Raw genomic sequence first — 21,932 nt, 5'->3', positions numbered from 1 at the left:
TGGTGAACGCGCCGTCACCGGGGCTGGGTTCAGCGGCGCTGGGTCTCCTTGGCGGCCTGCTCGGCGGCTTCCTTCTCGTGCTTCGCCTTGATCCGGGCCTCTTCCTTGCGGACGTCCACCTGGTTGGCGCGCTCGTGCTGGAGCCAGAGCGGGTTCTCGGCCTTGATCGCGTCGATCTGCTCGGTGGTGAGGGCCTCGGTCACGCCGCCGCGGGCCAGGCCCGAGATGGAGATGCCGAGCTTGGCGGCGACCACCGGGCGCGGGTGCGGGCCGTTCTTGCGCAGCTCCTGGAGCCACTGCGGCGGCTCGGCCTGCAGCGCGTTGAGCTCCTCGCGGGAGACCACGCCCTCCTGGAAGTCGGTCGGCGCCGCGGCGAGGTAGATCCCCAGCTTCTTGGCCGCCGTCTCCGGCTTCATGGTCTGGCTGGTCTTCTGCTTGAGCGATGTCATGTGACAAGGGTAAGGGAGTGCGCGGGCGCTTCCGGTCACGGTCGGTAGCCTTGCCCTGTGACAGACATGCAGGTGAACCCGCCCTTCCGGCTCGCGTACGTTCCGGGCGTGACCCCCGGCAAATGGGCCCGGGTCTGGGTCGAGCGGCTCCCGGACGTCCCGCTCGACCTGGTCGCGGTGCCCTCCACCGACGGCGAGCGGACGGTGCGCGAGGGCGCGGTGGACGCCGGGCTGGTCCGGCTGCCGGTCGACAAGGACGTGCTCAGCGCGATCCCGCTGTACACCGAGAGCACCGTGGTGATCTTCCCCAAGGACCACTGGCTCGCCGCCGCCGAGGAGGTCGCGCTGGCCGACCTCGCCGACGAGGTGGTCTTCCACCCGCTGGACGACACCCTCGGTTTCACCGCCGAGACCCTGCCCGGGCGCCCGGCGATCGCCCGCCCGGACACCACCGCGGACGCGGTCGAGCTGGTGGCGGCCAACGTCGGGGTGCTGCTGGTGCCCCAGTCGCTGGCCCGGCTGCACCACCGGCGGGACCTCACCTACCGGCCGGTGGTGGAGGCGCCGCAGTCGCAGGTGGCGCTGTCCTGGCCGCAGGAGCGCACCACGGAGCTGGTGGAGGAGTTCATCGGGATCGTCCGGGGGCGCACCGTCAACAGCTCGCGCGGCCGCGGGGCCGGGCAGGCGGCCGAGACCCAGCAGAAGGCCCAGCCGAAGAAGGCCGCGGCGCAGCGCAAGCCGCAGCAGCAGTCCCAGAAGCCCAAGCCCAAGGCGAAGCCGGCGGCGGGCGGCCGGGGCGCGGCGGCCGCCCGGCGGGGCAAGCCGAAGCGCCGTTCCTGACCCCGCCCGCGGAGTAGCGTCGGCCCCGTTCCGGACAGTCGTGGTGGGAGGAGCGGGGCCGTGTGGCATGACCTGGTGGTCGTCCAGATTCCGATCGTGGAGAAGATCCTCCGGACGATCGCGGTCTACGTACTGATCCTGGTGCTGTTCCGGCTCGCCGGGAAGCGCGGGCTGGCGGGGCTGAACACCTTCGACATGGTGGTCGTCTTCCTGCTCTCCAACGTGGTGCAGAACGCGATCATCGGCAACGACAACAGCCTGCTGGGCGGCGCGATCGGCGCGGTCACCCTGATCGCGGTGAACGCCGGGGTGACCCGCTGGCTGGCCCGGGACCCGCGGGCCGCGCGGATCCTGGAGGGCACGCCGACCACGGTGGTCCGGGACGGCGAGCTGGTGCCCGGCGCGCTGCACCAGCTGGCGCTGCGCCCCTCCGAGCTGGAGCACGCGATCCGGGTGCAGAACGGCGACGACGTGAGCGACGTCGCGCGGGCGCGGCTGGAGCCGGACGGGCAGCTGCTGGTGACCCTCCGGGCGGTCGAGCGGAGTGCCACCAAGGGGGACGTCGAGGAGCTGCGGGAGCGGCTGGAGTCGATCGAGCGGCTGCTGGCCGCCATCGCCGCCGACCGCCGGCCCCCGCGCTGACGGATCCCGCGCTGACGGATCCCGTACTGACGGATCCCGTACTGACGGGTCCCGTACTGACGGCCCCCGTGCTGAGACGCCCCACGCCCCACGCCCACGACGGCGGACCCCGGCCCGGGGCGGGTCAGCCCTCGGTGGGTGCGGCGGCCAGGCTGGTGCCGTGGCGCCGGCCGCGGGCGGTGGCGGCGGCCAGGGCGAAGCCGAGGGCGGCGGCGAGCAGGTGGCCGACGGTGGTGAACTCCGGGAGCGGTCCTGGCCAGTCGTGGTCGCCGGCCAGCGGCCAGACGAGCACGAAGGCGCCCCAGGGCAGCCGGGCCCAGCGGGGCAGTGCGAGGGTGGCGAAGGCGAGGGCGGCCTGGGCGCCGTAGCTGATGCCGTAGTCCGAGGCCTCGCGCACGCTCTCCGGGTACCAGCCCTGGTGCAGGGCGAGCAGGATCACCAGGGCGGTGACCAGGGTGGCGCCGACGTGCCCGGCGAAGAACACCGCGGCGGCGCGCGGGGTGCCGAAGCGGCGTTCGGCCCAGGCCAGGCCGACGACGATGCCCAGGCCGAGGGTGATCAGGGTGCCGCCGAAGCCGGTGGAGGCGATGTCGGTGAGCGTGCCGTCGTACAGCAGCGCGCTGCCGAGCAGGGCGCGGACCGGGTGGTCGTGCAGGTTGTCGAGGTTGGTGCTGATGTACCCGCGCAGGTCGTCGGCCTGCGCCTCGGACAGTCCGTACTCGACCCAGGCGTGTCCGAGCAGCAGCAGCCCGACGTAGACGAGCGTCAGCGGCGAGCGGCGGGGGTACGTGCGGACGGCGTGCAGCAGCCCGGTGAGGAGCCCCAACGGGCGTCGAGCGTTCATGGTCTGATGGTGTCCCGGTCGAGCGGCTGGTCCGGCCGGCCCGGATGCGGTCGGCCACCTCGGGACAGTACCGAATGCCGGCGGACGACGGGTGAGGGCGCCCCTCAGCGGATGCGGCGGGCGAGCGTCGCGGTGAACGGGCGGGGGGAGAGCGAGACGCTGCGGTGCGGCCGGATGGGCCGGCCGCGGGTGGGGGTGACGGTCCAGCGGGCGGCGATGGTGGCGAGGGCGAGGGCGGCTTCGGTGGTGCCGAAGGCGTCGCCGATGCAGCGGCGGGCGCCGAGGCCGAAGGGCGTGTAGTTGCCGGCGGCCGGGCGGGCGGTGGTGAGCCAGCGGTCGGGGTCGAAGCGGTCGGGGCAGGGGAAGAGGTCGGCGCGGCGGTGCAGCAGGTAGGGGCTGTAGAGGAGGGTGGCGCCGGCCGGGAGGGGGTGGCCGCCGAGTTCGGTGTCGGTGGTGGCGGTGCGGCTGAGGATCCAGGCGGGCGGGTAGAGCCGCAGGGTCTCGCTGACGATCCTGGCCGTGAGCGGCAGGGCGGGCAGGTCCTGGTGGCGGGCGGGGCGGCCGTCGAGGACGGTGTCGAGTTCGGTGTGCAGGCGCTCGCGGACGGCCGGGTTGGCGGCGAGCAGCGTCCAGGCCCAGGAGAGGGTGGCGGCGGTGGTCTCCATGCCGGCCAGCAGGAAGGTGACCACCTGGTCGTGGATCTCGTCGTCGGTCAGGCCCCGGCCGTCCTCGTCGCGGGCGCCGAGCAGGGTGGAGAGCAGGTCGTGGTGGTCGGTGCCGGCGGCGCGGTAGTCGGCGACCAGCCGGTCGGTGATCTCCCGGAGGTCCCGTCGGGCGCGGGCGAAGCGGCGGTTGCCGGGGGTGGGGATCCGGTCGGCGCCGGGCAGCGGCAGCACCGTCCGCCGGGCGACGCCGCGGGCGACCACGTCCATGGCGGTGTGGACGGGCAGCGCGCCGGCCCGCTCGTGGGCGGCGAACAGGCAGCGGGCGGTGACGGCGGTGGAGAGCCGGTACATCGCGGCGGGGACGTCGACCACGTCGCCGTCGCGCCAGCGGGCGGTGGTGCCGGCGATCTCGGCGGCCATCATGGTGGCGTAGCCGGGCAGCCGGTCGCGGTGGAACGCGGGCTGGAGCATGCGGCGTTGGCGCCGGTGGTCGGCGGCGGGGCAGGTGGCGAGGCCGTTGCCGAAGGCCGCGCGGGCCTTCTCGACGACGATGCCGCCCTTGTCGTAGGTGCGGTCGTCGGTGAGCAGCCGGCGCACCAGTTCGGGGTGGCAGACGACGTGGGCGTCGAGCGGGCCGAGCCGCAGCCGGACGAGGTCGCCGTGGGCGGGCAGGCCGGCCACGAAGTCGAGCGGGCTGCGGAGCAGGGCGGGGGCGTGGCCGAGCAGCGGGAGCGCGCCGGGGGCGGTGGCCGAGGTGTACTGGGCGGCGGTCGGTCGGTACTGGGTGGGCACGGGCGTCACCTCGGGGAGGGCGGGTTCGTCGGGCGTCCGTGATCTTTCCCGGCGCCCGTCGGCGAAACGGCCGGTGGAACGGCCGGCGCCCGGCGGGTGGGGTGAACGCGGGGGCGTACGTAGAACGGCCGTGCGCCATGACGGACCTGACGGCCGGTTCGGGGCCGTCGCGTGGGGGTATCCGGGGGCGGTGCCGCGCGCCTACACTGCGAACCTCCGTACGATTACCGGCTGGTATACCGACCGGTAAAGCCAGTTGGTACTACCGGTTGGGAGTTGGGATGGCCGACGAGCGGGCCCACGCGTTCACCGACGACGCCCTCGGCACGCACGACGCGGTGGCCCTGGCCGCCATGGTCCGGGCCGGCGAGGTCAACCCCCGGGAACTGGTCGCGGCCGCCGTCGCCCGCGCCGGGCGGATCGACGGCACGCTGCTGCCCGTCGCCCACGCCAGCCACGACCGGCCCCGGATCAGCCGCGAGGGCATCGGCGGCCCGCTCTGGGGCGTACCGACCTACCTCAAGGACAACGTCGACCTGCGCGGCCTGCCCACCGCCATGGGCAGCGAGGCCTACCGGGCCCGCCCCGCCCGCCGCAACGCGCCCTTCGCCGACCAGTTCCTCTCCACCGGCCTGGCCGTGCTCGGGAAGACCCGGCTGCCCGAGTTCGGGCTGAACGCCTCCACCGAGTTCGCCACCGCCCAGCCGGTGCGCAACCCCTGGAAGACCTCCCACTCGCCCGGCGCCTCCTCCGGCGGCTCGGCGGCCCTGGTGGCCGCCGGCGTGGTGCCGATCGCCCACGCCAACGACGGCGGCGGCTCGATCCGCATCCCGGCGGCCTGCTGCGGACTGGTCGGCCTCAAGCCCACCCGGGGCCGGCTGGTCACCAACGCCCAGGGCGGCAAACTGCCGATCGACCTGGTCACCGACGGGGTGGTCACCCGCACGGTGCGCGACACCGCCGCCTTCTTCGCCGCCGCCGAGCGCCACCACCGCAACCCGGCACTGCCCCCGCTCGGCCTGGTCGAGGGCCCCGGCGAGCGCCGGCTGCGGATCGGCCTGGTGGTGGACTCGCCCACCGCCAAGACCGACGAGGCGACCCGCCGGGCCGTCGAGGAGACCGCCGCCCGGCTGGAGGCGATGGGCCACCGGGTGGAGCCGGCCACCCTGCCCTTCGGCGAGGAGTTCTCCCGCGACTTCCTCTCCTACTGGGGCTACATCGCCTGGGTGATCGCGCTCACCGGCCGGGTCATGCTCGACCCGAGCTTCCGGGCCGGCCGGCTCGACGGCCTCACCACCGGGCTGCGCCGCAGCTTCCAGGCCGAGTTCCCGCGCATCCCCGGCGTGCTGCGCCGGCTGCGCCGGGCCGAGGCCGTCTACGCCGGGATCTTCCGCGAGCACGACGCGATCCTCTCCCCGGTGCTCGCCCACACCGCCCCGCCGATCGGGCACCTCAGCCCCAACGTCGCCTTCGACGAGCTGGTCGAGCGGCTGCTGCGCTACGTCGCCTTCACCCCGGTCAACAACGTGACCGGCGGCCCGGGCATCGCCCTGCCCGCCGGGGCGGCGCCCAGCGGGCTGCCGATCGGGGTGCACCTGTCGGCCGCGCACGGGCAGGAGCGGCTGCTGCTGGAGCTGGCCTTCGCACTGGAGGCGGACCGGCCCTGGCGGCGCATCCAGGACTGAGCGGCGCATCCAGGACTGGGTGGCGCGTCCGGGACTGGGTGGCGCGTCCAGGACTGAGCGGCGCGTCCGGGACTGAGCAGGACCCGCCCTCAGCCGGCCGCCACCGACCGGGCCGCGTGCACCTCGTGGTGCAGCCGGGCCAGCGCGCAGTCCGGTGCCATCGCGCAGTCCGGCGCCGGCGCGCCCGGCGCGTCCGGGCCGCCCGGCGGCAGCGGCGCGCCGCCGCGCAGCGCCTCGGCCAGGTCGGTCAGCTCCCGGGCGACGGCACCGACCTCGGCCGGGGTCGGCACCGCCGCGCCGTGCTCGATCCGCACCCTGGTCGCGGTGGTGGTGTCCACGATCCGCTCCACCGCGATCACCAGCGGCCACCAGGCCTCCGCCCGGGCGCCGACCGGCGGGGGCTCGGTGAGCGCCCGCTGGAACTCGCTGCGCACCGCGGAGAGGTCCCGGTAGAGCCGCCGCCGGTAGCGGGCCCGGGCCGGTTCGTCCCGGCCGGGCGCGGTGGTGAAGGCCAGCGACACGTACGAGGCGGTGTCCTGGACGGCGTCGGCCAGCCGGTCGCCGATCCGGGTGTGCCAGGATTCCGGCCAGAGCAGGTAGCCGGCCACCAGCGCGATGCCGCAGCCGATCAGCGAGTCGTAGAGCCGGGGTGCCACCAGGTGGAAGCCCTGGTGGTTGAGCAGGTCGGAGAGCAGCAGGATCAGCGCGTTGAGCTGGGCGAGCAGGCGCACCAGGGTGGCGGAGCGGCCGTGCCGGCGGGCCCGGCGGGCCAGCAGCAGGTCGTAGGACTGGTTCAGCGACTGGGTGAGCGCCCGGCGCCGGTCCTCGTAGCCGGGGGAGCCGGTGGCCTCCAGCAGCGCGGCCACCGCACGGTAGGTGTCGGCGACCACGGCGCGCTCGGGGGTGCCCCCGCGCAGCGGCCAGGCCAGCAGGGTGAGGGCGAGCACCAGCAGTCCGCCGAGCAGCAGCAGGCCCGGGGGCAGCCACCACGGGGAGGGCATCGGCAGGCCGGCCCCGACCACGGTGTTCAGCAGCAGGAGCAGGCCGGAGACGGAGGCGACCGCGCCGACCGAGGAGATCATGCCGGAGAGCAGCGCGACCAGGGTCAGCACTGCCACGGCCGTCCAGCCGGAGCCGTAGACCTGGGTGCCGACCAGCACCCCGAGGGCGCCGAACAGCTGCGGCACGGCGATGTTGAACACCCGCATCCGGTAGGCGTCGGCGGTGTCCCCGATGACGCCGGACAGCGCGCCCATCGACACCAGCGCGCCGTACCCGGTCCGGCCGGTGGCGGTGCCGACGGCGAGCGGGGCGGCGAGTGCCACCGAGGCGCGGGCCATCGCGGCCCAGGGGACCGGCGCGTCCCGGGGGCGCAGGCCCTCGGTCAGCCAGCGGGGCGGGGCCAGCCGGGAAGCCGCCGACCGGGTGCGTGCCAACCGGGAAGGTGTCGGACGGGAAGGTGCCGGGCGGGTGCGTGCCACAGACCCAACGTACGGCGGGCCGGTTCGGTTCACCCTTCGCGGTTATGTCAATTCCCGAAACATACCCGCCCTTATGTCAGTCTGCGAAACATAAAGCGAACCCCAGAGGCGCTGTGAACTGCGCTGATTTCCCAATCGGTTACCAGTGGGAAAGGGTTGACACCATTAGTTGGTCTAGTCCAACGTATGGGGAAGCGCGGTCCGGCCGAGGCTGATGTGGGGTGAGTGCCCTTGCCGGACGGGTGAGTTGGCCCCCTGACGTGGCGTTGTGCGCTGCTCGGGGGCCGAGGCGAGACGGAGCGCATGCGGACGGGCATCCGGTCCGCGCCCCGAATTCCCCTTCCGGCCGACGACCGGCCACCGGCTCGCCGCGCCCGCACCGGGCGCCCGAGGAAGCGCTGCACCGACCACGAACCACGGAGTGACCGCCCATGCCGAGCCCTGACGAACACCCCGAGGAATATCTGTACCGGGCCGCCTCGCAGCGCCCCTACTTCAGCGCCGACACCGAGAGCTACCTCGCCGGCACCGCCCTGCGCGAACTGCGTAAGAAGCACCCGCTGCGAGTGCTCTCCGAGGCGGACTTCGCGCACTGGCAGACCTACGGCTACGTCGTCGTCGAGCAGGCCATCCCGACCGAGGCCGCGCGCCGGCTGCTCGACTTCGCCTGGGAGTTCCAGGGCCTGTCGCCCGACCGCCCCGAGGACTGGTACCGCGAGCGCGACCACCGCGACGAACTCGACCGGCACCTGCACATCTACGGCTTCGTCGAGGCCTACCACCACCAACTCATCTGGGACAGCCGCCAGTCACAGCGCGTCTACGACGCCTTCGTGGACGTCTGGGACTGCGAGGAGCTGTGGGTCACCCTCGACCGGCTCAACCTCAACCCGCCGAACGTGCGCAACCGCGACCGCGCCCTCATCGAACCCACCGACAAGGGCTTCGACATCGAACTCCACTGGGACGTCGACACCACCCGGGCCATGCTCCCGCAGCGCGTCCAGGGCATCATCGCGCTCAACGACACCGCCCCCGACCACGGCGGCTTCCAGTGCGACCCGGAGCTGTTCCGCCGCCACAACGAGTGGCAGGCCACCCAGCCCGCCGACCGCGACCCGATCCGCCCGGATGTCGACCGCGACGAGTTCCCGGTGGTCAGGCCCGAGTTGAAGGCCGGTGACCTGCTGATCTGGAACGGCCTGCTGGCCCACGGCGTCGCCCCCAACACCTCCGCGAACGGCGTGCGCTCGGTGCAGTACCTCTCCATGATGCCCGCCCTGGAGGAGGCCGAGCCGCTGCGCCGCTCCCGGGTGGAGTCCTGGCGCACCCTCGCCACCCCGGACTGGAACCGCACCCTGGTCGGGGACGCCGACCGGCCCGAGGCACTGCGCTACGGACCGGCCGAACTCACCGAACTCGGCGAGAAGCTGCTCGGCCTGCGGTCCTGGACCGGCCGCACCTTCGAGCAGGCCGAAGGGGAGCGCCCGTGCGCGCCGTCTGCCTGACCCTGCCCACCAACCGCGAGTGCGCGGACACCATCACCGCGATCGGCGCCGAAGCCGCCCACGCCGCCCGAGAGTTCGGCGTCCTGGTGCACTACCTGGTGCTCGACTCCGCCGACCCGGCGGCCCGCGCCCGGCACGCCGCGGCCCTCGCCGCGCTGCCGCCCACCGCGGGCGTGGTCACCCACCACCTGGACGAGGACGCCCAGCGCGCCTTCCTGCGCGCCGCGATCGAGCGGGCCGGAGCCCCGGGCCCCGACAAGCTGCTCGACCTGATGCTGCCCGACGCCGTCTCCTACGGCGCCTGCACCAACCGGGCGTTCCTGCTGGCCGCCGCCCTCGGCTGCACCTCCGTGCACCGCCGCGACTCCGACAGCCGCTACCAGTGGCACGACGGCGCACCGGTGTTCCCGATCGACCACGAACTCGCCACCATCGGGCTCAAGGCCGCCGACGCGGCCGCCGCCGTCACCGAGCACACCCTCGACCCGGCGCACGCCGACAAGCCGGTCGCCCTGGTCGGCGCCTCCTTCATCGGCGAACTCTCCGTCGACCTCGGCGAGATCCGCGCCCTCGACCCGCAGGCCTACCACGACGTGGTCGCGCTCTGGGCGCCCACCGGGGCCACCGAGCAGGAGCGGCGGGAACTCGTCGCCGAATCCTTCACCGGCGGCGGCACCGAACCCTTCACCGCCGACCGCGCCGTGCTCGACCGGCCCGACATCTGGCGGATCGACATGTGCAACATCGCCCTCGACCACGAGCTGTACGAACGCGTCCCGCTGCCGCCCGCCACCGACACCATCGGCAGCGACTACTTCCTGCACCACCTCGTGCACGACGCCACCCTGCCCGGGGTGACCCACAACCGGCACATCGTCAACTACTACACCCCGGAACGGCGCACCGGCCCCGGCTTCACCGCCTACCAGGAGCGCTACGCCAAGTTCCTGCTCTCCATGCTCTACCTCCACCCCGTCTACTCCGAGCTGGAACGGGCCGGCGAAGCCCTGCTCGACGAGCACCACCACGTCCGCCCGGCGGCGATCGCCGACGCCGCCCGCCGCAGCGCCGCGACGGACCGCGCCGAGAACCACCGGCGACTCGCCGAACTCGACCGCTGCTACCGGCGACTCGGCGGCAAGTACGCCGAGTTCGCCGACCACCTGGCGCCCCGACGGGCGCGTCTGCTCGACGAGGCGCAGGCGGACATCGAGGACTTCGCCCTGCTGATCGACGCGTGGGGCCCGCTGGTGCGGGCGAGCAGGACCACCCCCGCCGACCGGCTGCCGCGCTAGCCGCACCGGGAGTTCATCCGTGATACGTCAGACCACCGAACCGCACGCCGATGCGCGGGGGCGGACCAACCACCGCGCCCCGACCGCGGCCGAGACCGTGCACGCCGACCGCGCGCCCCGCCCCGACCAGCACGACCACGCCGCCCTGCGCTCCGCGCTCGCCGCCGCCACCGAGGACACCGTCATCTACGACCTGGCCGGCATCGGCCGCCAGTACGCCGCCCTGTGCGCCGAACTACCCGGTGTGGCCGTCCGGTTCGCGATGAAGGCCTGCCCCGTCGACGAGGTGCTCGGCCACCTCGCCGAGCTCGGCTCCGGCTTCGACGCGGCCAGCCCGCAGGAGATCGCCCAGGCGCTGCGCACCGGGGTGGCACCCGAGCTGATCCACTACGGCAACACCATCAAGTCCGACCGCAACATTGCCGAGGCCTACCGGCTGGGCGTGCGCGACTTCGCCACCGACAGCCTGGAGGACGTCGCCGCGATCGCCGAACACGCCCCCGGCTCACGGGTGTTCTGCCGGATCGCGACCACCGGTGAGGGCGCCCTGTGGGGTCTCAGCCACAAGTTCGGCTGCTCGCCCGAGGACGCCCTGCGGGTGCTCGGCGCCGCCCGTACCGCCGGACTGGTGCCCTCCGGGCTGTCCGTGCACGTCGGCTCCCAGCAGATGACCGCCGAGGCCTGGGCCGCCGCGATCGAGTCGCTGGCCGCCGTGCTGGAGGCGCTCAACTGGCGCGGCATCACCCCGGACCGGATCAACCTGGGCGGCGGACTGCCCGCCCTCGGAGTGCTCGACCGCGGCGGCCGAGCGCTCGAACCACCGCTGGACAAGATGTTCACGGTGCTCCGCGAGGGCATGGAACGGCTGCGCGCCGTCAACGCCGCCCCGCTGGACTTCCTGCTGGAGCCCGGCCGCCACCTGGTCGCCGACCACGGCGCGATCCGCGCCCACGTCGCCCGGCTCTCCTCCCGCCACCGGCTCGACGGCACCCGGGAGGACTGGCTCTACCTGAGCTGCGGCAAGTTCAACGGCCTCTACGAGATGGACCAGTTGCAGTACCGCCTGGAGTTCCCCACCCACCCCGGCGGCCAGTTCGTCAACGCCGTGGTGGCCGGCCCGACCTGCGACAGCGACGACGCGTACGCCCAGGACGGCGGCGGGGTGCGGGTCCCGCGCGCGATCGCCTCCGGCGACCCGGTGTGGATCCACTCCTGCGGCGCGTACGCCACCGCCTACGCCACCCAGGGGTTCAACGGCTTCGCGCCGCTGCCGTACACCTGCGTCGGCGGCCGCTCCACCGAGCGGGGTGACACATGACCGACACCCGGATCCGGCTGCTCCGCGACACCGACTGGCCCGCGGTGATCGCCGCCGAGGAGCGGGCCTACGCCGCCAGCGGCCTGTCCGAGGGCGGTGCGGCGCTGCGCTCCCGGCACCGTGCCTCGCCGTCGACCTGCTTCGTCCTGGAGGACGCGGACGGCTTCGCCGGCTACCTGCTCGCCCTGCCGTACCCGCTGTTCCGCTGCCCGGACCTCAGCCGGGCCTCCTCGGACGGCGCCGTGCGGTCCAGCAACCTGCACGCCCACGACCTGGTGATCGCCGAGCGGGCCCGCGGCCGGGGCCTGGCCCCGCGGTTGCTGCGGCACCTGGAGGCGGCCGGCCGGGCGGCCGGCCACCGCACCCTCTCGCTGGTCGCCGTGCGCGGCTCCGAGGTGCTGTGGACCCGGCTGGGCTACCGCGCCCGGCCGGAGGTCGGGCTGCCCGCGAGCTACGGCGCCGAGGCGGTCTACATGGCGAAGCCGCTGGACCGCGCCGCCCCGAACCCCGCGGACCCGAGCCCCGGATCCGCGCCCAGAGCCGAAGTGGGCTGATGCAGATGTCCTCCCCCGCACGCGACGAGTTCCGCCGGTCCCAACTGGCCATCGGCGCACTGTTCTTCGTCCTCGGACTGCAGTACGCGACCTGGGTCTCCCGGGTGCCCGCGCTCAAGGCCCGGCTCGACCTGGGCGAGGCCCAGATCGGCCTGCTGCTGATGACCTGCGGGATCGGCGCGGCGGTGTCCTTCCCGCTGGTCGCGGTGCTGATGCGGCGGCTCGGCTCCCGGCTGCTCTCGGTGCTGTCCGCGCTGGCCCTGGGGGTGATCCTGCTGGCCCTGTCGGTGGTGCCGAACTACCCGGTCACCCTGCTGGTGCTGTTCTGCGACGGCGTGGCGGTCGGCTGCCTGAACGTCGCGATGAACGCCCAGGGCGCCGCGCTGGAGGCCCGCTTCGAGCGCACCACGATGTCCAGGCTGCACGCCACCTTCAGCGCCGGCTCGCTGCTGGCCGCCCTGCTGGCCTCCGGCGTCAACGCCTTCACCGGCACCCTCGCCGTCCACTTCGGCCTGGCCGCCCTGCTGCTGGTGCTGCTGGTGGTGGCCGCCCGGCCGGGCCTGCTGGCCGACGGGCCGCCGCAGGCCGCCGCTGAGACGGAGCGGAAGAAGGGGCGCCGAGGCTTCGCCCTGCCCGCCGCGGCCACGCTCTGGATGGGCCTGGCGATGGTCTTCGGCACCGTCACCGAGGGCGCGATGAACGACTGGTCGGCGCTCTACCTCAAGGACGTGGTGCACGCGGGCGCCGGGATCGCCCCGCTGGGCATCGCCGTCGTCTCGGTGATGATGGTCTGCGCCCGGATCTTCGCCGACGGCTGGCGCACCCGGCTCGGCGACGGCCGGATCGTGCGCACCGGCAGCCTGCTGGCCGGCCTCGGCCTCGCGCTCGCCCTGCTGGCCGGCGGCGTCGTGCCGACCCTGCTCGGCTTCGCCTGCGTCGGCCTCGGCGTCGCCGCCGTCACCCCGTGCGTCTACGTCGCCGCCGCCCGGCAGGGCCCGGACGCGCTCTCCCTGGTCGCCGCCATGGGCACCACCGGCCTGCTGGCCGGCCCCGCGGTGATCGGCTTCATCGCCGGCGGCACCAGCCTGGTCTGGGGCATGGCCGCGGTGGCCGTCTCCGCCGCGGTGGTCTCCCTGTGCGCCACCCGGATCAGCTGGCCGCGGCCCCAACCCCGGCCTGCCGCCCAGCTCGCCCCCGAGGCGAGCTGACGGCCCGCCGGTTGTCGCCCGCCCGGGGGAGGGTTTCCGACAGCGTGTGGGGGAGGCGAGCTTCTAGAGTCACCTGCGGTATGACCGTATGACCATGAGCCGTGCGAGCCGCAGGAGAGGGAACAGCATGACCGAGCAGACCCCCGAGCCCTTCGAGCCCTTCGAGCCCGTCGACGAGGACTGGCGCACCGCCGTGGCGATCGTCGCCCACCCCGACGACATGGAGTACGGCGGCGCGGCGGCCGTCGCCCGCTGGACGGCCCAGGGCAAGCAGGTGATCTATGTGATGGTCACCAGCGGCGAGGCCGGGATCGACTCGCTCGACCCCGAGGAGTGCGGGCCGCTGCGCGAGGCCGAGCAGATCGCCTCGGCCCGGGTCGTCGGGGTGGAGACCGTCGAGTTCCTCGGCCACCCGGACGGCGTGGTCGAGTACGGCCTGCCGCTGCGCCGCGACATCGCCCGGGTGGTCCGCCGGCACCGCCCGGACATCGTGATCACCAGCAACTTCCGGGACACCTACGGCGGGGTGTTCCTCAACCAGGCCGACCACATCGCGGTCGGCCGGGCCACCCTGGACGGCGTGCGCGACGCCGGGAACCGCTGGGTGTTCCGCGAGCTGCTGGACGAGGGCCACGAGCCCTGGAACGGGGTCCGGCAGATCTGGGCGGCCGCCTCGCCCGAGGCCCGGCACGCGGTGGACACCACCGACACCTTCGACCTGGGCGTCGCCTCACTGGCGGAGCACAAGGCGTACCTCGCCGGACTGGGCGGGGCGATGGCGGAGCCCCGGGAGTTCCTGGAGGGGTTCGGCCGGGGCGCGGGCACCCGGCTGGGGACGCGCTTCGCGGTGCCGTTCGAGGTGTTCCCGCTGCGCTAGGCCCTGTCCGGCCGGACAGGACCTAGTCACTCGCGGGGGGCTCATCGGCGGAGGCGGAGGCGGAGGCGGAGGCGTCGGCGTCCTCGCGGCGCCGGCGCCGGTAGCGCAGCACCTGCCGCAGCAGCAGCGCCGCGACCACCACACCCAGCCCGACCGCGAACCAGAGCTGGTAGCGCAGCGCCGTCCGGTACACCGTCCCGATGTTGGCCCCGGCGACGTACCCGAAGGTGCCCCAGACGCCCGTCCACAGCACGGCGCCGAGCAGGTTGAAGACGGCGAAGCGGCGCCAGGGCATCTCGGTGGTCCCGGCGATGATGCCGTTGTACTGGCGCAGCCCGTCCACGAAGCGGGCGACCGTGACGACCTTGCCGCCCTGCCGGGCGAAGAAGCCGTCCGCGCGTTCCATCCGGGCCGGGGTGAGCAGCACGTAGCGGCCCCAGCGGTGGACGAAGGCGCGCCCGCCGGTGTGGCCGATCAGGTAGCCCAGGCTGTTGCCGAGGGTGGCGGCGACCGCCGCGATCAGCAGCACGGCGGCGAAGTCCAGGTGCCCGGTGCCCGCGTAGACCGAGGCGAGCACCAGGATGGTCTGCCCCGGCACCGGGATGCCGCAGTTGTCGAGCAGCACGAGCAGCGCCACCGCCAGGTACCCGTAGTGGTCCAGCAGTGGCGCGAGCCCGGAGAGCGCCCCGGGCAGGGGGGTCGTCGGTGCGGACACCGCTCCTCACCACCTCGCCCGGGACCGGCGCGGGATGGTGGGGGAGTGGGTCAGCGTTCCGCCAGGCGGGATTCGATGTTGCAGTCGGGGCCGGGGTAGATCAGGCCCTCGTGGCCGTCGTCGAAGCGGACCACGTACGGCGGTTCGCCGTTGGTGCCGCGCACCTCGATGATCTCGCCCTTCTGGTCGGTCATGCCCACCGACCTGCTGTGGATGTGGAGCTGGTCACCTACCGCTGCGTGCATGGTCTGCTCCTCGGGTCGTAGGCCGTTCCGCTATCCACTGTGCTGCGCGGGCGACGGCCTCGCAACGGCTCGGGACGGACGGGCTTCGCGGGGCCGGTGGGCCGGGCGTCAGCGGACGGGCAGCTGTTGCGCGAGGTAACCGCGCACCAGCCGCTTGCACTCGGCGATCAGGGCCGGATCGCCCTGGGGGTCTCCCCGGAAGGCCAGTTTGAGCACCGCGTCGGCCGCCTCCAGGGCGACCCGCAGGGCGAGCGTGGTGGCCGCCGGGTCGCCCGCCTCGAACAGCTCGCCGCCGAGCGCCTGCAGCCGCAGGGCGACGGCGGTGTTGTTGTCCACGCCCGCGTCCAGCAGGTGGGTCTCGTCCCGCACCCCGGACGGCACGACCGTGCCGGCCAGCCCGAAGTCCACCTGGCCGAAGCCGGGCACCGCGCGCTTCATCGCGACGAACTCCTCCACGGCGAGGTCGGTGAACCCGGCCGGGCCGACCGGGGCGGACCGGGCCAGCTGGGCGTCCAGGCGCTGGAGGTAGTGGTCGAGGTTGCGGGTGGCCAGGGCGGCCAGCAGGTCCTCCTTGCCGGCGAAGAACTGGTACAGGGTGCCGATCGGCACCTGGGCGCGCTGGGCGACCTCCTTGGTGGTGAGCGCGGTCGCCCCGACCTCGTCCAGCAGCCCGGCGCAGGCGTCCAGGATGCGGCCGTACCGCTCCTGGCTGCGCTGCTGGACCGGCCGCCGCCTGGCCGGACCTGGGCTGTGCTGGAGACTCCGGGCGTCGACGCTCATGGCGCAACTCTGCCGCATCGGCTGTTCCGACGGCGAATCATCGGGGCGGGGGAGCGCCGGAGTTTCCGGTGGGGAGGGAATCAACTGGTGGCCGGAGCTGAACGGCACGGTGGCGGGAAGGTGTCCACGGGTTGGCTTTGCTCTTGTCGTGGACGCGATGGCCGGTTCATACTCCTGGGGCGGATCACCTTGCGTGATCATTGCGTGCCTCTTCGTGGTGACCGCGATCCCAGCTGTCTGTGGCGACGACGGGCGACACCGCCGCCACCCGAAGTCTGGACGGACCCGTGAGCCCCCTTGCCCGTACCGAGTCCCGCTGTGCCCGCACCCGACGCACCGGCTGTGCGTCCCGTCGAACGGAAGGAGGCGGTCGGAACGGTGACGCTGTTCTCCACGGGGCGTGAGGCCCTCGACGCCGAGCACCGCCGTCAGTTCCTGGAGTCCGGCTACCTCGTCCTGCCCGGGCTGCTCCCCGAGACACTGCGCGAACGCCTCGCCCCCGAGGTGGACCGGTGGGTGGACGAGGGCCTGCGGGCCCGCTCGATCGCCGCCTGCGCCGACCCCGAACGACACGGGCCGCCCCCGGTGCTGGAACTGGAGCTCCCCGCCCACGGCGAGCTGCTCACCCACCCGCCGCTGCTGCGCGCGCTGACCGGGCTGATCGGCCCGAACTTCGTCTTCCACCACCTGCACAGCGACCGCCAGGCCCCCGACATCCCCGGCAAGCCCTGGCACCACGACTGCGAGCCCAACGACGGCGCCGACCCGTCGCTGCTGATGGTCCACGCCCTGCACTACCTCGGCGGCCTGGACGAGCGGGTCGGCAGCCTGGCCGTGCTGCCGGGCTCGCACCGCACCGCCGCCGGCAAGACCGCCTACGCCCACCACGGCACCGGCGAACTGCCCGGCGAGGTGGTCCTCGACCGGCTGCCGCCCGGCACCACGGTGCTGCTCAACTCGGCGCTGTTCCACACCCGCAGACCGGCGCTCGACGGGCCCGGCCGGCCCCGCTACTTCATCGACGCCTCCTACTGCCAGGTCGGGGCGCGCTGGCGCCCGGTGAAGCCGCACTGGCGGCGGATGCTCGCCCGGGCCCGCGAACTGGACCTGGCCGACGGCCAGTGGCCCGACCTGTTCGCGGAACACCACTTCACCGAGTACACCGGAACCGTCTGAACCGCCTGAGGAGCACTGCCGTGGAGATCGTCACCGCCGTCGCCCACTCCGAGGTGCACGACGCCTACCTGCGGGACCACCCGGTGGAACGGGCCCACGAGGCGAACACCAACCTGTACGGCGAGGAGAACCTCGAACGCGCCGCCGTGATCCCCGGCGGCTGGTGGCGGATCCGGCTCACCCGGGCCGATGTCCTCGGCGTCGTGCTGCCCTGGCACCTCAGCGAGGGCGGCGACCTCGAACTCGTCCCGCGCACCGGGCTGACCGTCGCCGACGCGGCCGAACGCGTCCGCACCGGCGGCGCCGACTGGGCGGCGGCCAACCCGGTCTGCTCGGCGAAGCTGCGGCTGCTCCGCCGGGAGCCCTTCAGCACGCTCTACCTCGCCACCGCGCCGGTCGACCACCCCGACTACGCGGACCTGACGATCCGTCACGGGCTGATCCACGTCGACGGCCTGCACCGCATGCTGGCCTGGGAGCTGGCCGGCCGGCTGACCGAACACACCGAGCTGGAAGGGTACTTGGCGGGCGACCCGGCCGACCTCGCCCAACTGGACGCCCTCGCTCAACCGGACGCCCTCGCCGCACCGGACGCCCTCGCTCAACCGGACGCCCTCGCCCCACCGGACACCCTCGCTCAACGGGCCGGGCTCGCCCCACCGGACGCCCCGATCCGGACGGGGGACGAACCGGCGTGACCTCCGCGACGCAGCACGTCCGGTCCACGCCCGCCACCGGCTCGCTCAGCGCGCTGCTGACCCACCTCGCCCGCACCCACCCCGACCGGCCCGCCGTCAGCGACGGCCGCCACAGCCTCGACCACCGCACCCTGGACGCCGCCGCCGGGCGGATCGCCGCCCGACTGGCCGCCGGCGGCACCGGGCGCGGCGACCGGGTCGCCCTGCTCGGGCCCCGGGACGCCCGGATGCTGGTGCTGCTGCACGGGGTACTGCGCTCCGGCGCCGCCGCCGTACTGACCGATCCGGACTGGACGGCGGCCGACCTGGCCCGGCGGCTGGCGGCCGTCGGGGTCGGGCGGGTGCTCGCCACCGAGGACGGGTTCGACGGGCCCCGCCGGGAGGTGGTGGACGTCCTGGGCCTCCCCCCGGCGGATCCGTCCTGGTCGGGCGACGAGCCCACCGGGGACGACCCCGCGTACCTGTCCTTCACCTCCGGATCCAGCGGCGAACCCAAGGCGGTGGCCGTCACCCACGCCAACGCCGTCCACTACGCGCACGCGCTGGCCGACCGGCTCGGACTCACCGAGGCCGACGCCCCCGTCCTCGCCCACGTCACCACGCTCGCCGCCGACCTCGGCCACACCGCCTGGCTGCTCGCCCTGGCCACCGGCGGCTCCGTGCACGTGGTCCCCGACCACGAGGTGCGCGACCCGGCCGCCTTCTGGACCACCCTGCGCCGGGCCGGGGCCGACACCCTGAAGACCACCCCCTCGCACCTGACCGCCCTGCTGGAGGGCCGCCCGGCCGGCACCCCGCCGCTGCGCACCCTGCTGCTCGGAGGCGAGGCCCTGCCGCGCCCGCTCGCCGCCGCCCTGCTCGACGGCGGCGTCACCGAGCGGCTGGTCAACCACTACGGACCGACCGAGACCACCGTCGGCGCGACCTGCTTCCTGGCCACCACCGCCCGCCAACTGCCCGACGGGGAACCGACCGTACCGATCGGCAGCGGGATCGGCGAGGTGCGGCTCACCCTGGTCGACGGCGCCGGGCGGGCGGTGCCCGACGGTACGGCGGGGGAGCTGCTGATCGGCGGGCGGGGCGTCAGCGCCGGGTACTTCGGGCGGCCCGAGGAGACCGCCCGGGGCTTCGTCCGGCGGGACGGCCGGCGCACGTACCGCACCGGCGACCTGTGCCGCCGACGGGCCGACGGGCAGCTGGTGTTCCTCGGCCGGGTGGACCGCCAGGTGAAGGTCCGGGGGTACCGGGTCGACCTCGCCGAGGTCGAGCGGGCGATGGACGGCTACCCGGGGGTGGCCGGCTCCGCGGCGCTGCTGCGGGAGGCCGCGCTCGGAAACCAACTGATCGGCACAGTAAGGCTGCTGGACCCGGGCGTCGAGGTGGCGGGGCTGGTCGACCACCTGCGTGACCGGCTCCCCGGCTACTCCGTGCCGCAGCCGATCCTGGTGCTGCCGGACTTCCCGTACGGGTCGAACGGCAAGCTGGACCGGGCCCGGCTCGGCGAGCTGGTGGACCACCTGGTCGAGGCCCGCGCCGAGTCGGCGGAGCCGGCCGCGGACGGCCTGGCCGGGGACATCGCCCGGTTCTGGGCCGGCGCGCTCGGACTGCCCGCCGTCGGACCGCGGACGGACGTGATCGGCCTCGGCGGGGACTCCATCCTCGCCATGCGCACCATCGCCCTGCTGCGGCGCTCCGGACTGCGGGTCGCCTACGAGGACTTCTACCGGCACCCGACGGCCGCCGGACTGGCCGCGGTGGCCGTGCCCGTCGGCGCTGCCGCCGCGCCGCGGCCGGGCGGAGGCGGCCAACTCGCGCCCGCCCAGCGGTGGTTGTACCAGCAGCGGTCGGTCGACGACCTGCGGCACTGGAACCAGTCCGTCCTGCTGCGCTGCCGCGCCACCGTCGACCCGGCCGCGCTCGCGGCGGCCCTCGCGGCCGTCCTGCAACGCCACGCGGCGCTGCGTCGGCCCGTCCGCCCCGACGGCCCCGGCGAACCGCTCGCCGTCACCGACCTCGACCCGCTCTCCCATTCCCGCATCCCCCGCGCCGCCGGCGCGATCGCCGACACCGTCGCCGGGGTCTGCACCGAACTCCACCGCAGCCTCGACCCGGCGGCCGGCCGGCTGCTGCGCGCCCACCTGTTCACCGGCCCGCCCGGCACCGACCAGCGGCTCGCGCTGATCGCCCACCACCTGGTGGTCGACGGGCTGTCCTGGCGGATCCTGCTGGACGACCTCGCCCAGGCGTACCGGGCGGTGCTCGACGGGGCCGGGTCCGGTCCGGGGGTGGCCGAGCCGCCGCCCACGGGCGACTTCTACCAGTGGGCGGCCGCCGCCCCTCCTGCTTCCGATCCCGCTGCTCCCGCTCCCGCCGCTCCCGCCGCTCCCGGGGTCGGGGCGCCCACCCGACCGGCCGCGCTCAGCTGGGCGTTGGACGCCGCCGCCACCGCCCGACTGGTCGCGGCGCACGGCGGCGGGGCCGGACTGGAGGCGGTCCTGCTGGACGCCTTCGCCGGAGCCGTCGCCGACTGGCGCGGCGAGCCCCGGCTCACGGTGGAGGTCGAGACCCATGGCCGGGACACCGGCGACGACCCCGGCGAACACCTGGACACCGTCGGCTGGTTCACCGCCGTCAAGCACGTCGCCCTGGACCCCTCGGCCGCCGCCGGACCGGCCGAGACGGCGCGGCGGCTGCGCGAGACACCCGTCCGGCCGATGGACGCGCCCGGCGAGCGCCCGGACGTCGGCTTCAACTTCCTCGGCACCTTCCGGCTGCCCGAGGAACCCGCGCTGGAATGGACCGTCGCCGACGAGCAGGCCGGTACGGCCCGCTGCACCGGCGGCGACCCGCTGTACCAACTGCGGCTCACCGCACGGGTGGTGGAGCAGCGGCTGGTCGCCGACCTGGTGTACGGCCGGCCCGCCACGGCGCACCCGGCCGCCCGGCGGATCCTCGACGGCTTCGCCACCGCCCTCGCCGGGCCCACCGCGGCCCAGCCCGTCCGCTCACCGCTCTCCACCTCCGGGCAACTGCTGCACGCCCGGGTGGCCCCCACCCCCCGGGCCGCCGTCCGCGAACCCGCCCGGGTGCTGCTCACCGGCGCCACCGGCTACCTCGGCCGCCACCTGCTGGACGCCTTCCGGCGGCGCGGCGCGGTGGTCACCTGCCTGGTGCGGGCCGCCGACGACGCCGCGGCCGTACGGCGGCTGGCGGGCGAGCGGGCCCACGTCGTCGCCGGAGACCTCGACCGGGACGGCCTCGGCCTCTCCCCGGCCGGGCTGGAGCGGGCCAGGGACGCCCGGATCGTGGTGCACGCGGCCGCGGACGTCCGGCTGGTCGCCTCGCCCGACGAGCTGGAGCGCGCCAACCACACGGCGGTGCGCCGGCTGCTCGGCTGGGTCGAGGAGCACACCCCGCAGGCCCGGCTGCACCACGTCTCCACGCTGGCCGTGTCCGGCGGGGTGGACGGCCCGCCGCGCCGGTTCAGCGAGGCCGACCTGTGGATCGGCCAGCACTTCCGCACCCCGTACGAACGCTCCAAGTACCGTGCCGAGCAGGCCGTCCGGGCCTGGGCGGCCACCGGGCACGCCGCCTACCTGCACCGCAGCGGCCACATCGCCGCGCACAGCCGGACCGGCGCCTTCCAGGCCAACCTCGGCGACAACCGGATCTACCAGCTGGTCCGCGGCTACCTGCTGGCCGGCGCCGCCCCCAGCCGGCCGGCCACCGCCTTCGCGTTCTCGCACGTGGACACGGTGGCCGCCGGGATCGCCGCGATCGCCCTCGACCCGTACGCGGCACCCGGCGCCTACCACGTCGAGACCCCGTACGAGACGCCGCACGACGAACTCGTCGGCTGGCTCACCGCCCACGGCCACCCGGTCCGGCTCACCGACGACGCGACCTTCGCCGCCGCCCTCGCCCGGGTCGAGCGGCAGCACCCGACGGCCGCCCGGCTGGCCGCCGCCTGGGCCCAGCAGGAGGAGCGCAACGTCCGGGTGGACGGCGCGTACACCACCTCGGTGCTGGACCGGCTGGGCGTGCGCTTCAGCGCGCCGACCCCGCAGTGGTGGTCGGCCGCGCAGACCTGGGCGGCGGAGGCGGGCCACCTGCCACCCCGCTGACCCGGCCCGGCCCGGCCCGGCCCGATCCGGCCCGAC

The 21,932-nt window shown here is 74.7% G+C and carries 19 protein-coding genes; 12 read left to right on the top strand and 7 right to left on the bottom strand.

Annotated elements, in window-relative coordinates; translation table 11 throughout:
• Positions 1-29: 29 nt before the first annotated feature.
• On the bottom strand, positions 30-449 hold the full coding sequence (locus ACZ47G_RS27795) for a DUF5997 family protein (RefSeq protein WP_465747180.1): 420 nt from the start codon (positions 447-449) through the stop codon (positions 30-32).
• Positions 450-506: 57 nt separating this feature from the next.
• Here ACZ47G_RS27795 and ACZ47G_RS27790 point away from each other — a divergent pair, with 57 nt between their 5' ends.
• Both ACZ47G_RS27790 and ACZ47G_RS27785 read left to right on the top strand, forming a co-directional pair.
• The gene (locus tag ACZ47G_RS27790; RefSeq protein ID WP_465747178.1) at positions 507-1,289 is read left to right on the top strand and encodes a LysR substrate-binding domain-containing protein; all 783 of its coding nucleotides are present in this window, start codon (positions 507-509) and stop codon (positions 1,287-1,289) included.
• 60 nt (positions 1,290-1,349) lie between these two features.
• On the top strand, positions 1,350-1,931 hold the full coding sequence (locus tag ACZ47G_RS27785; RefSeq protein WP_465747176.1) for a DUF421 domain-containing protein: 582 nt from the start codon (positions 1,350-1,352) through the stop codon (positions 1,929-1,931).
• Between the two features lie 124 nt (positions 1,932-2,055).
• Here the strand turns inward: ACZ47G_RS27785 and ACZ47G_RS27780 are convergent, their stop codons facing one another.
• Together ACZ47G_RS27780 and ACZ47G_RS27775 are read right to left on the bottom strand one after the other, a co-directional pair.
• A complete protein-coding gene (locus ACZ47G_RS27780) occupies positions 2,056-2,775 on the bottom strand; it encodes a rhomboid-like protein (RefSeq protein ID WP_465747174.1) in 720 nt (239 codons plus the stop codon).
• Positions 2,776-2,879: 104 nt separating this feature from the next.
• Positions 2,880-4,232, bottom strand: a complete 1,353-nt coding sequence (locus tag ACZ47G_RS27775; protein ID WP_465747172.1) for a cytochrome P450 — start codon at positions 4,230-4,232, stop codon at positions 2,880-2,882.
• Positions 4,233-4,513: 281 nt separating this feature from the next.
• Here ACZ47G_RS27775 and ACZ47G_RS27770 point away from each other — a divergent pair, with 281 nt between their 5' ends.
• Positions 4,514-5,917, top strand: a complete 1,404-nt coding sequence (locus ACZ47G_RS27770; protein ID WP_465747170.1) for an amidase — start codon at positions 4,514-4,516, stop codon at positions 5,915-5,917.
• An 89-nt stretch (positions 5,918-6,006) separates the two neighbouring features.
• On the opposite strand, the gene ACZ47G_RS27765 is transcribed toward ACZ47G_RS27770, so the two are convergent.
• Positions 6,007-7,353 carry an FUSC family protein gene (locus ACZ47G_RS27765; RefSeq protein WP_465747168.1) on the bottom strand — a complete coding sequence of 449 codons (1,347 nt, stop codon included), beginning with the start codon at positions 7,351-7,353 and terminating at the stop codon, positions 6,007-6,009.
• A gap of 476 nt (positions 7,354-7,829) precedes the next feature.
• On the opposite strand from ACZ47G_RS27765, the gene ACZ47G_RS27760 reads away from it, so the two are divergent.
• The 6 genes from ACZ47G_RS27760 (at position 7,830) to ACZ47G_RS27735 (ending at position 14,158) form a co-directional block, all read left to right on the top strand.
• Positions 7,830-8,906, top strand: a complete 1,077-nt coding sequence (locus tag ACZ47G_RS27760; RefSeq protein ID WP_465747166.1) for a phytanoyl-CoA dioxygenase family protein — start codon at positions 7,830-7,832, stop codon at positions 8,904-8,906.
• Entirely contained in the window at positions 8,888-10,201 is a 1,314-nt protein-coding gene (locus ACZ47G_RS27755) for a DUF6271 family protein (RefSeq protein WP_465747164.1), read from the top strand. The genes ACZ47G_RS27760 and ACZ47G_RS27755 overlap by 19 nt, the downstream gene beginning before the upstream one ends.
• 97 nt (positions 10,202-10,298) lie before the next feature.
• Complete coding sequence (locus ACZ47G_RS27750) at positions 10,299-11,519, top strand: type III PLP-dependent enzyme (protein WP_465747324.1); 1,221 nt, start codon at positions 10,299-10,301, stop codon at positions 11,517-11,519.
• Positions 11,516-12,073, top strand: a complete 558-nt coding sequence (locus tag ACZ47G_RS27745) for a GNAT family N-acetyltransferase (RefSeq protein ID WP_465747162.1) — start codon at positions 11,516-11,518, stop codon at positions 12,071-12,073. The genes ACZ47G_RS27750 and ACZ47G_RS27745 overlap by 4 nt, the downstream gene beginning before the upstream one ends.
• Positions 12,073-13,281, top strand: coding sequence for an MFS transporter (locus tag ACZ47G_RS27740; RefSeq protein ID WP_465747160.1), 1,209 nt, complete (start codon positions 12,073-12,075; stop codon positions 13,279-13,281). Before ACZ47G_RS27745 ends, ACZ47G_RS27740 begins: the two co-directional genes overlap by 1 nt.
• Positions 13,282-13,408: 127 nt before the next feature.
• Positions 13,409-14,158 (top strand): PIG-L deacetylase family protein, encoded by a 750-nt coding sequence (locus ACZ47G_RS27735; RefSeq protein WP_465747158.1) that lies wholly within the window; start codon positions 13,409-13,411, stop codon positions 14,156-14,158.
• A 22-nt stretch (positions 14,159-14,180) separates the two neighbouring features.
• Here ACZ47G_RS27735 and ACZ47G_RS27730 read toward each other — a convergent pair whose 3' ends face one another.
• The 3 genes from ACZ47G_RS27730 to ACZ47G_RS27720 all read right to left on the bottom strand — a co-directional run bounded on the left by ACZ47G_RS27730 (position 14,181) and on the right by ACZ47G_RS27720 (position 15,898).
• Complete coding sequence (locus tag ACZ47G_RS27730) at positions 14,181-14,873, bottom strand: DedA family protein (protein ID WP_465747156.1); 693 nt, start codon at positions 14,871-14,873, stop codon at positions 14,181-14,183.
• Between the two features lie 50 nt (positions 14,874-14,923).
• Positions 14,924-15,118 (bottom strand): DUF1918 domain-containing protein, encoded by a 195-nt coding sequence (locus ACZ47G_RS27725; RefSeq protein WP_465747154.1) that lies wholly within the window; start codon positions 15,116-15,118, stop codon positions 14,924-14,926.
• A 108-nt stretch (positions 15,119-15,226) separates the two neighbouring features.
• Entirely contained in the window at positions 15,227-15,898 is a 672-nt protein-coding gene (locus ACZ47G_RS27720) for a TetR/AcrR family transcriptional regulator (RefSeq protein ID WP_465747152.1), read from the bottom strand.
• Between the two features lie 378 nt (positions 15,899-16,276).
• Here ACZ47G_RS27720 and ACZ47G_RS27715 point away from each other — a divergent pair, with 378 nt between their 5' ends.
• The 3 genes from ACZ47G_RS27715 to ACZ47G_RS27705 are packed head-to-tail and all read left to right on the top strand — an operon-like array spanning position 16,277 to position 21,896.
• The gene (locus tag ACZ47G_RS27715) at positions 16,277-17,074 is read left to right on the top strand and encodes a phytanoyl-CoA dioxygenase family protein (RefSeq protein WP_465747150.1); all 798 of its coding nucleotides are present in this window, start codon (positions 16,277-16,279) and stop codon (positions 17,072-17,074) included.
• A gap of 20 nt (positions 17,075-17,094) precedes the next feature.
• Entirely contained in the window at positions 17,095-17,772 is a 678-nt protein-coding gene (locus ACZ47G_RS27710; protein WP_465747148.1) for a DUF6309 family protein, read from the top strand.
• A complete protein-coding gene (locus ACZ47G_RS27705; RefSeq protein ID WP_465747146.1) occupies positions 17,769-21,896 on the top strand; it encodes an AMP-binding protein in 4,128 nt (1,375 codons plus the stop codon). The genes ACZ47G_RS27710 and ACZ47G_RS27705 overlap by 4 nt, the downstream gene beginning before the upstream one ends.
• The last annotated feature ends 36 nt before the right edge of the window (positions 21,897-21,932 follow it).

The organism is Kitasatospora sp. NPDC030952 (assembly GCF_055571335.1).
Note: the sequence above shows the minus strand (reverse complement) of the source record. Positions and strands in the feature narration are given on the sequence as shown.

Excerpts from the sequence above, each read along its gene's own strand:
- ACZ47G_RS27795 (WP_465747180.1), bottom strand. The coding sequence starts at position 449 with ATGACATCGCTCAAGCAGAAGACCAGCCAGACCATGAAGCCGGAGACG.
- ACZ47G_RS27780 (WP_465747174.1), bottom strand. The coding sequence starts at position 2,775 with ATGAACGCTCGACGCCCGTTGGGGCTCCTCACCGGGCTGCTGCACGCC.
- ACZ47G_RS27770 (WP_465747170.1), top strand. The coding sequence starts at position 4,514 with ATGGCCGACGAGCGGGCCCACGCGTTCACCGACGACGCCCTCGGCACG.
- ACZ47G_RS27760 (WP_465747166.1), top strand. The coding sequence starts at position 7,830 with ATGCCGAGCCCTGACGAACACCCCGAGGAATATCTGTACCGGGCCGCC.
- ACZ47G_RS27745 (WP_465747162.1), top strand. The coding sequence starts at position 11,516 with ATGACCGACACCCGGATCCGGCTGCTCCGCGACACCGACTGGCCCGCG.
- ACZ47G_RS27740 (WP_465747160.1), top strand. The coding sequence starts at position 12,073 with ATGCAGATGTCCTCCCCCGCACGCGACGAGTTCCGCCGGTCCCAACTG.
- ACZ47G_RS27735 (WP_465747158.1), top strand. The coding sequence starts at position 13,409 with ATGACCGAGCAGACCCCCGAGCCCTTCGAGCCCTTCGAGCCCGTCGAC.
- ACZ47G_RS27725 (WP_465747154.1), bottom strand. The coding sequence starts at position 15,118 with ATGCACGCAGCGGTAGGTGACCAGCTCCACATCCACAGCAGGTCGGTG.
- ACZ47G_RS27720 (WP_465747152.1), bottom strand. The coding sequence starts at position 15,898 with ATGAGCGTCGACGCCCGGAGTCTCCAGCACAGCCCAGGTCCGGCCAGG.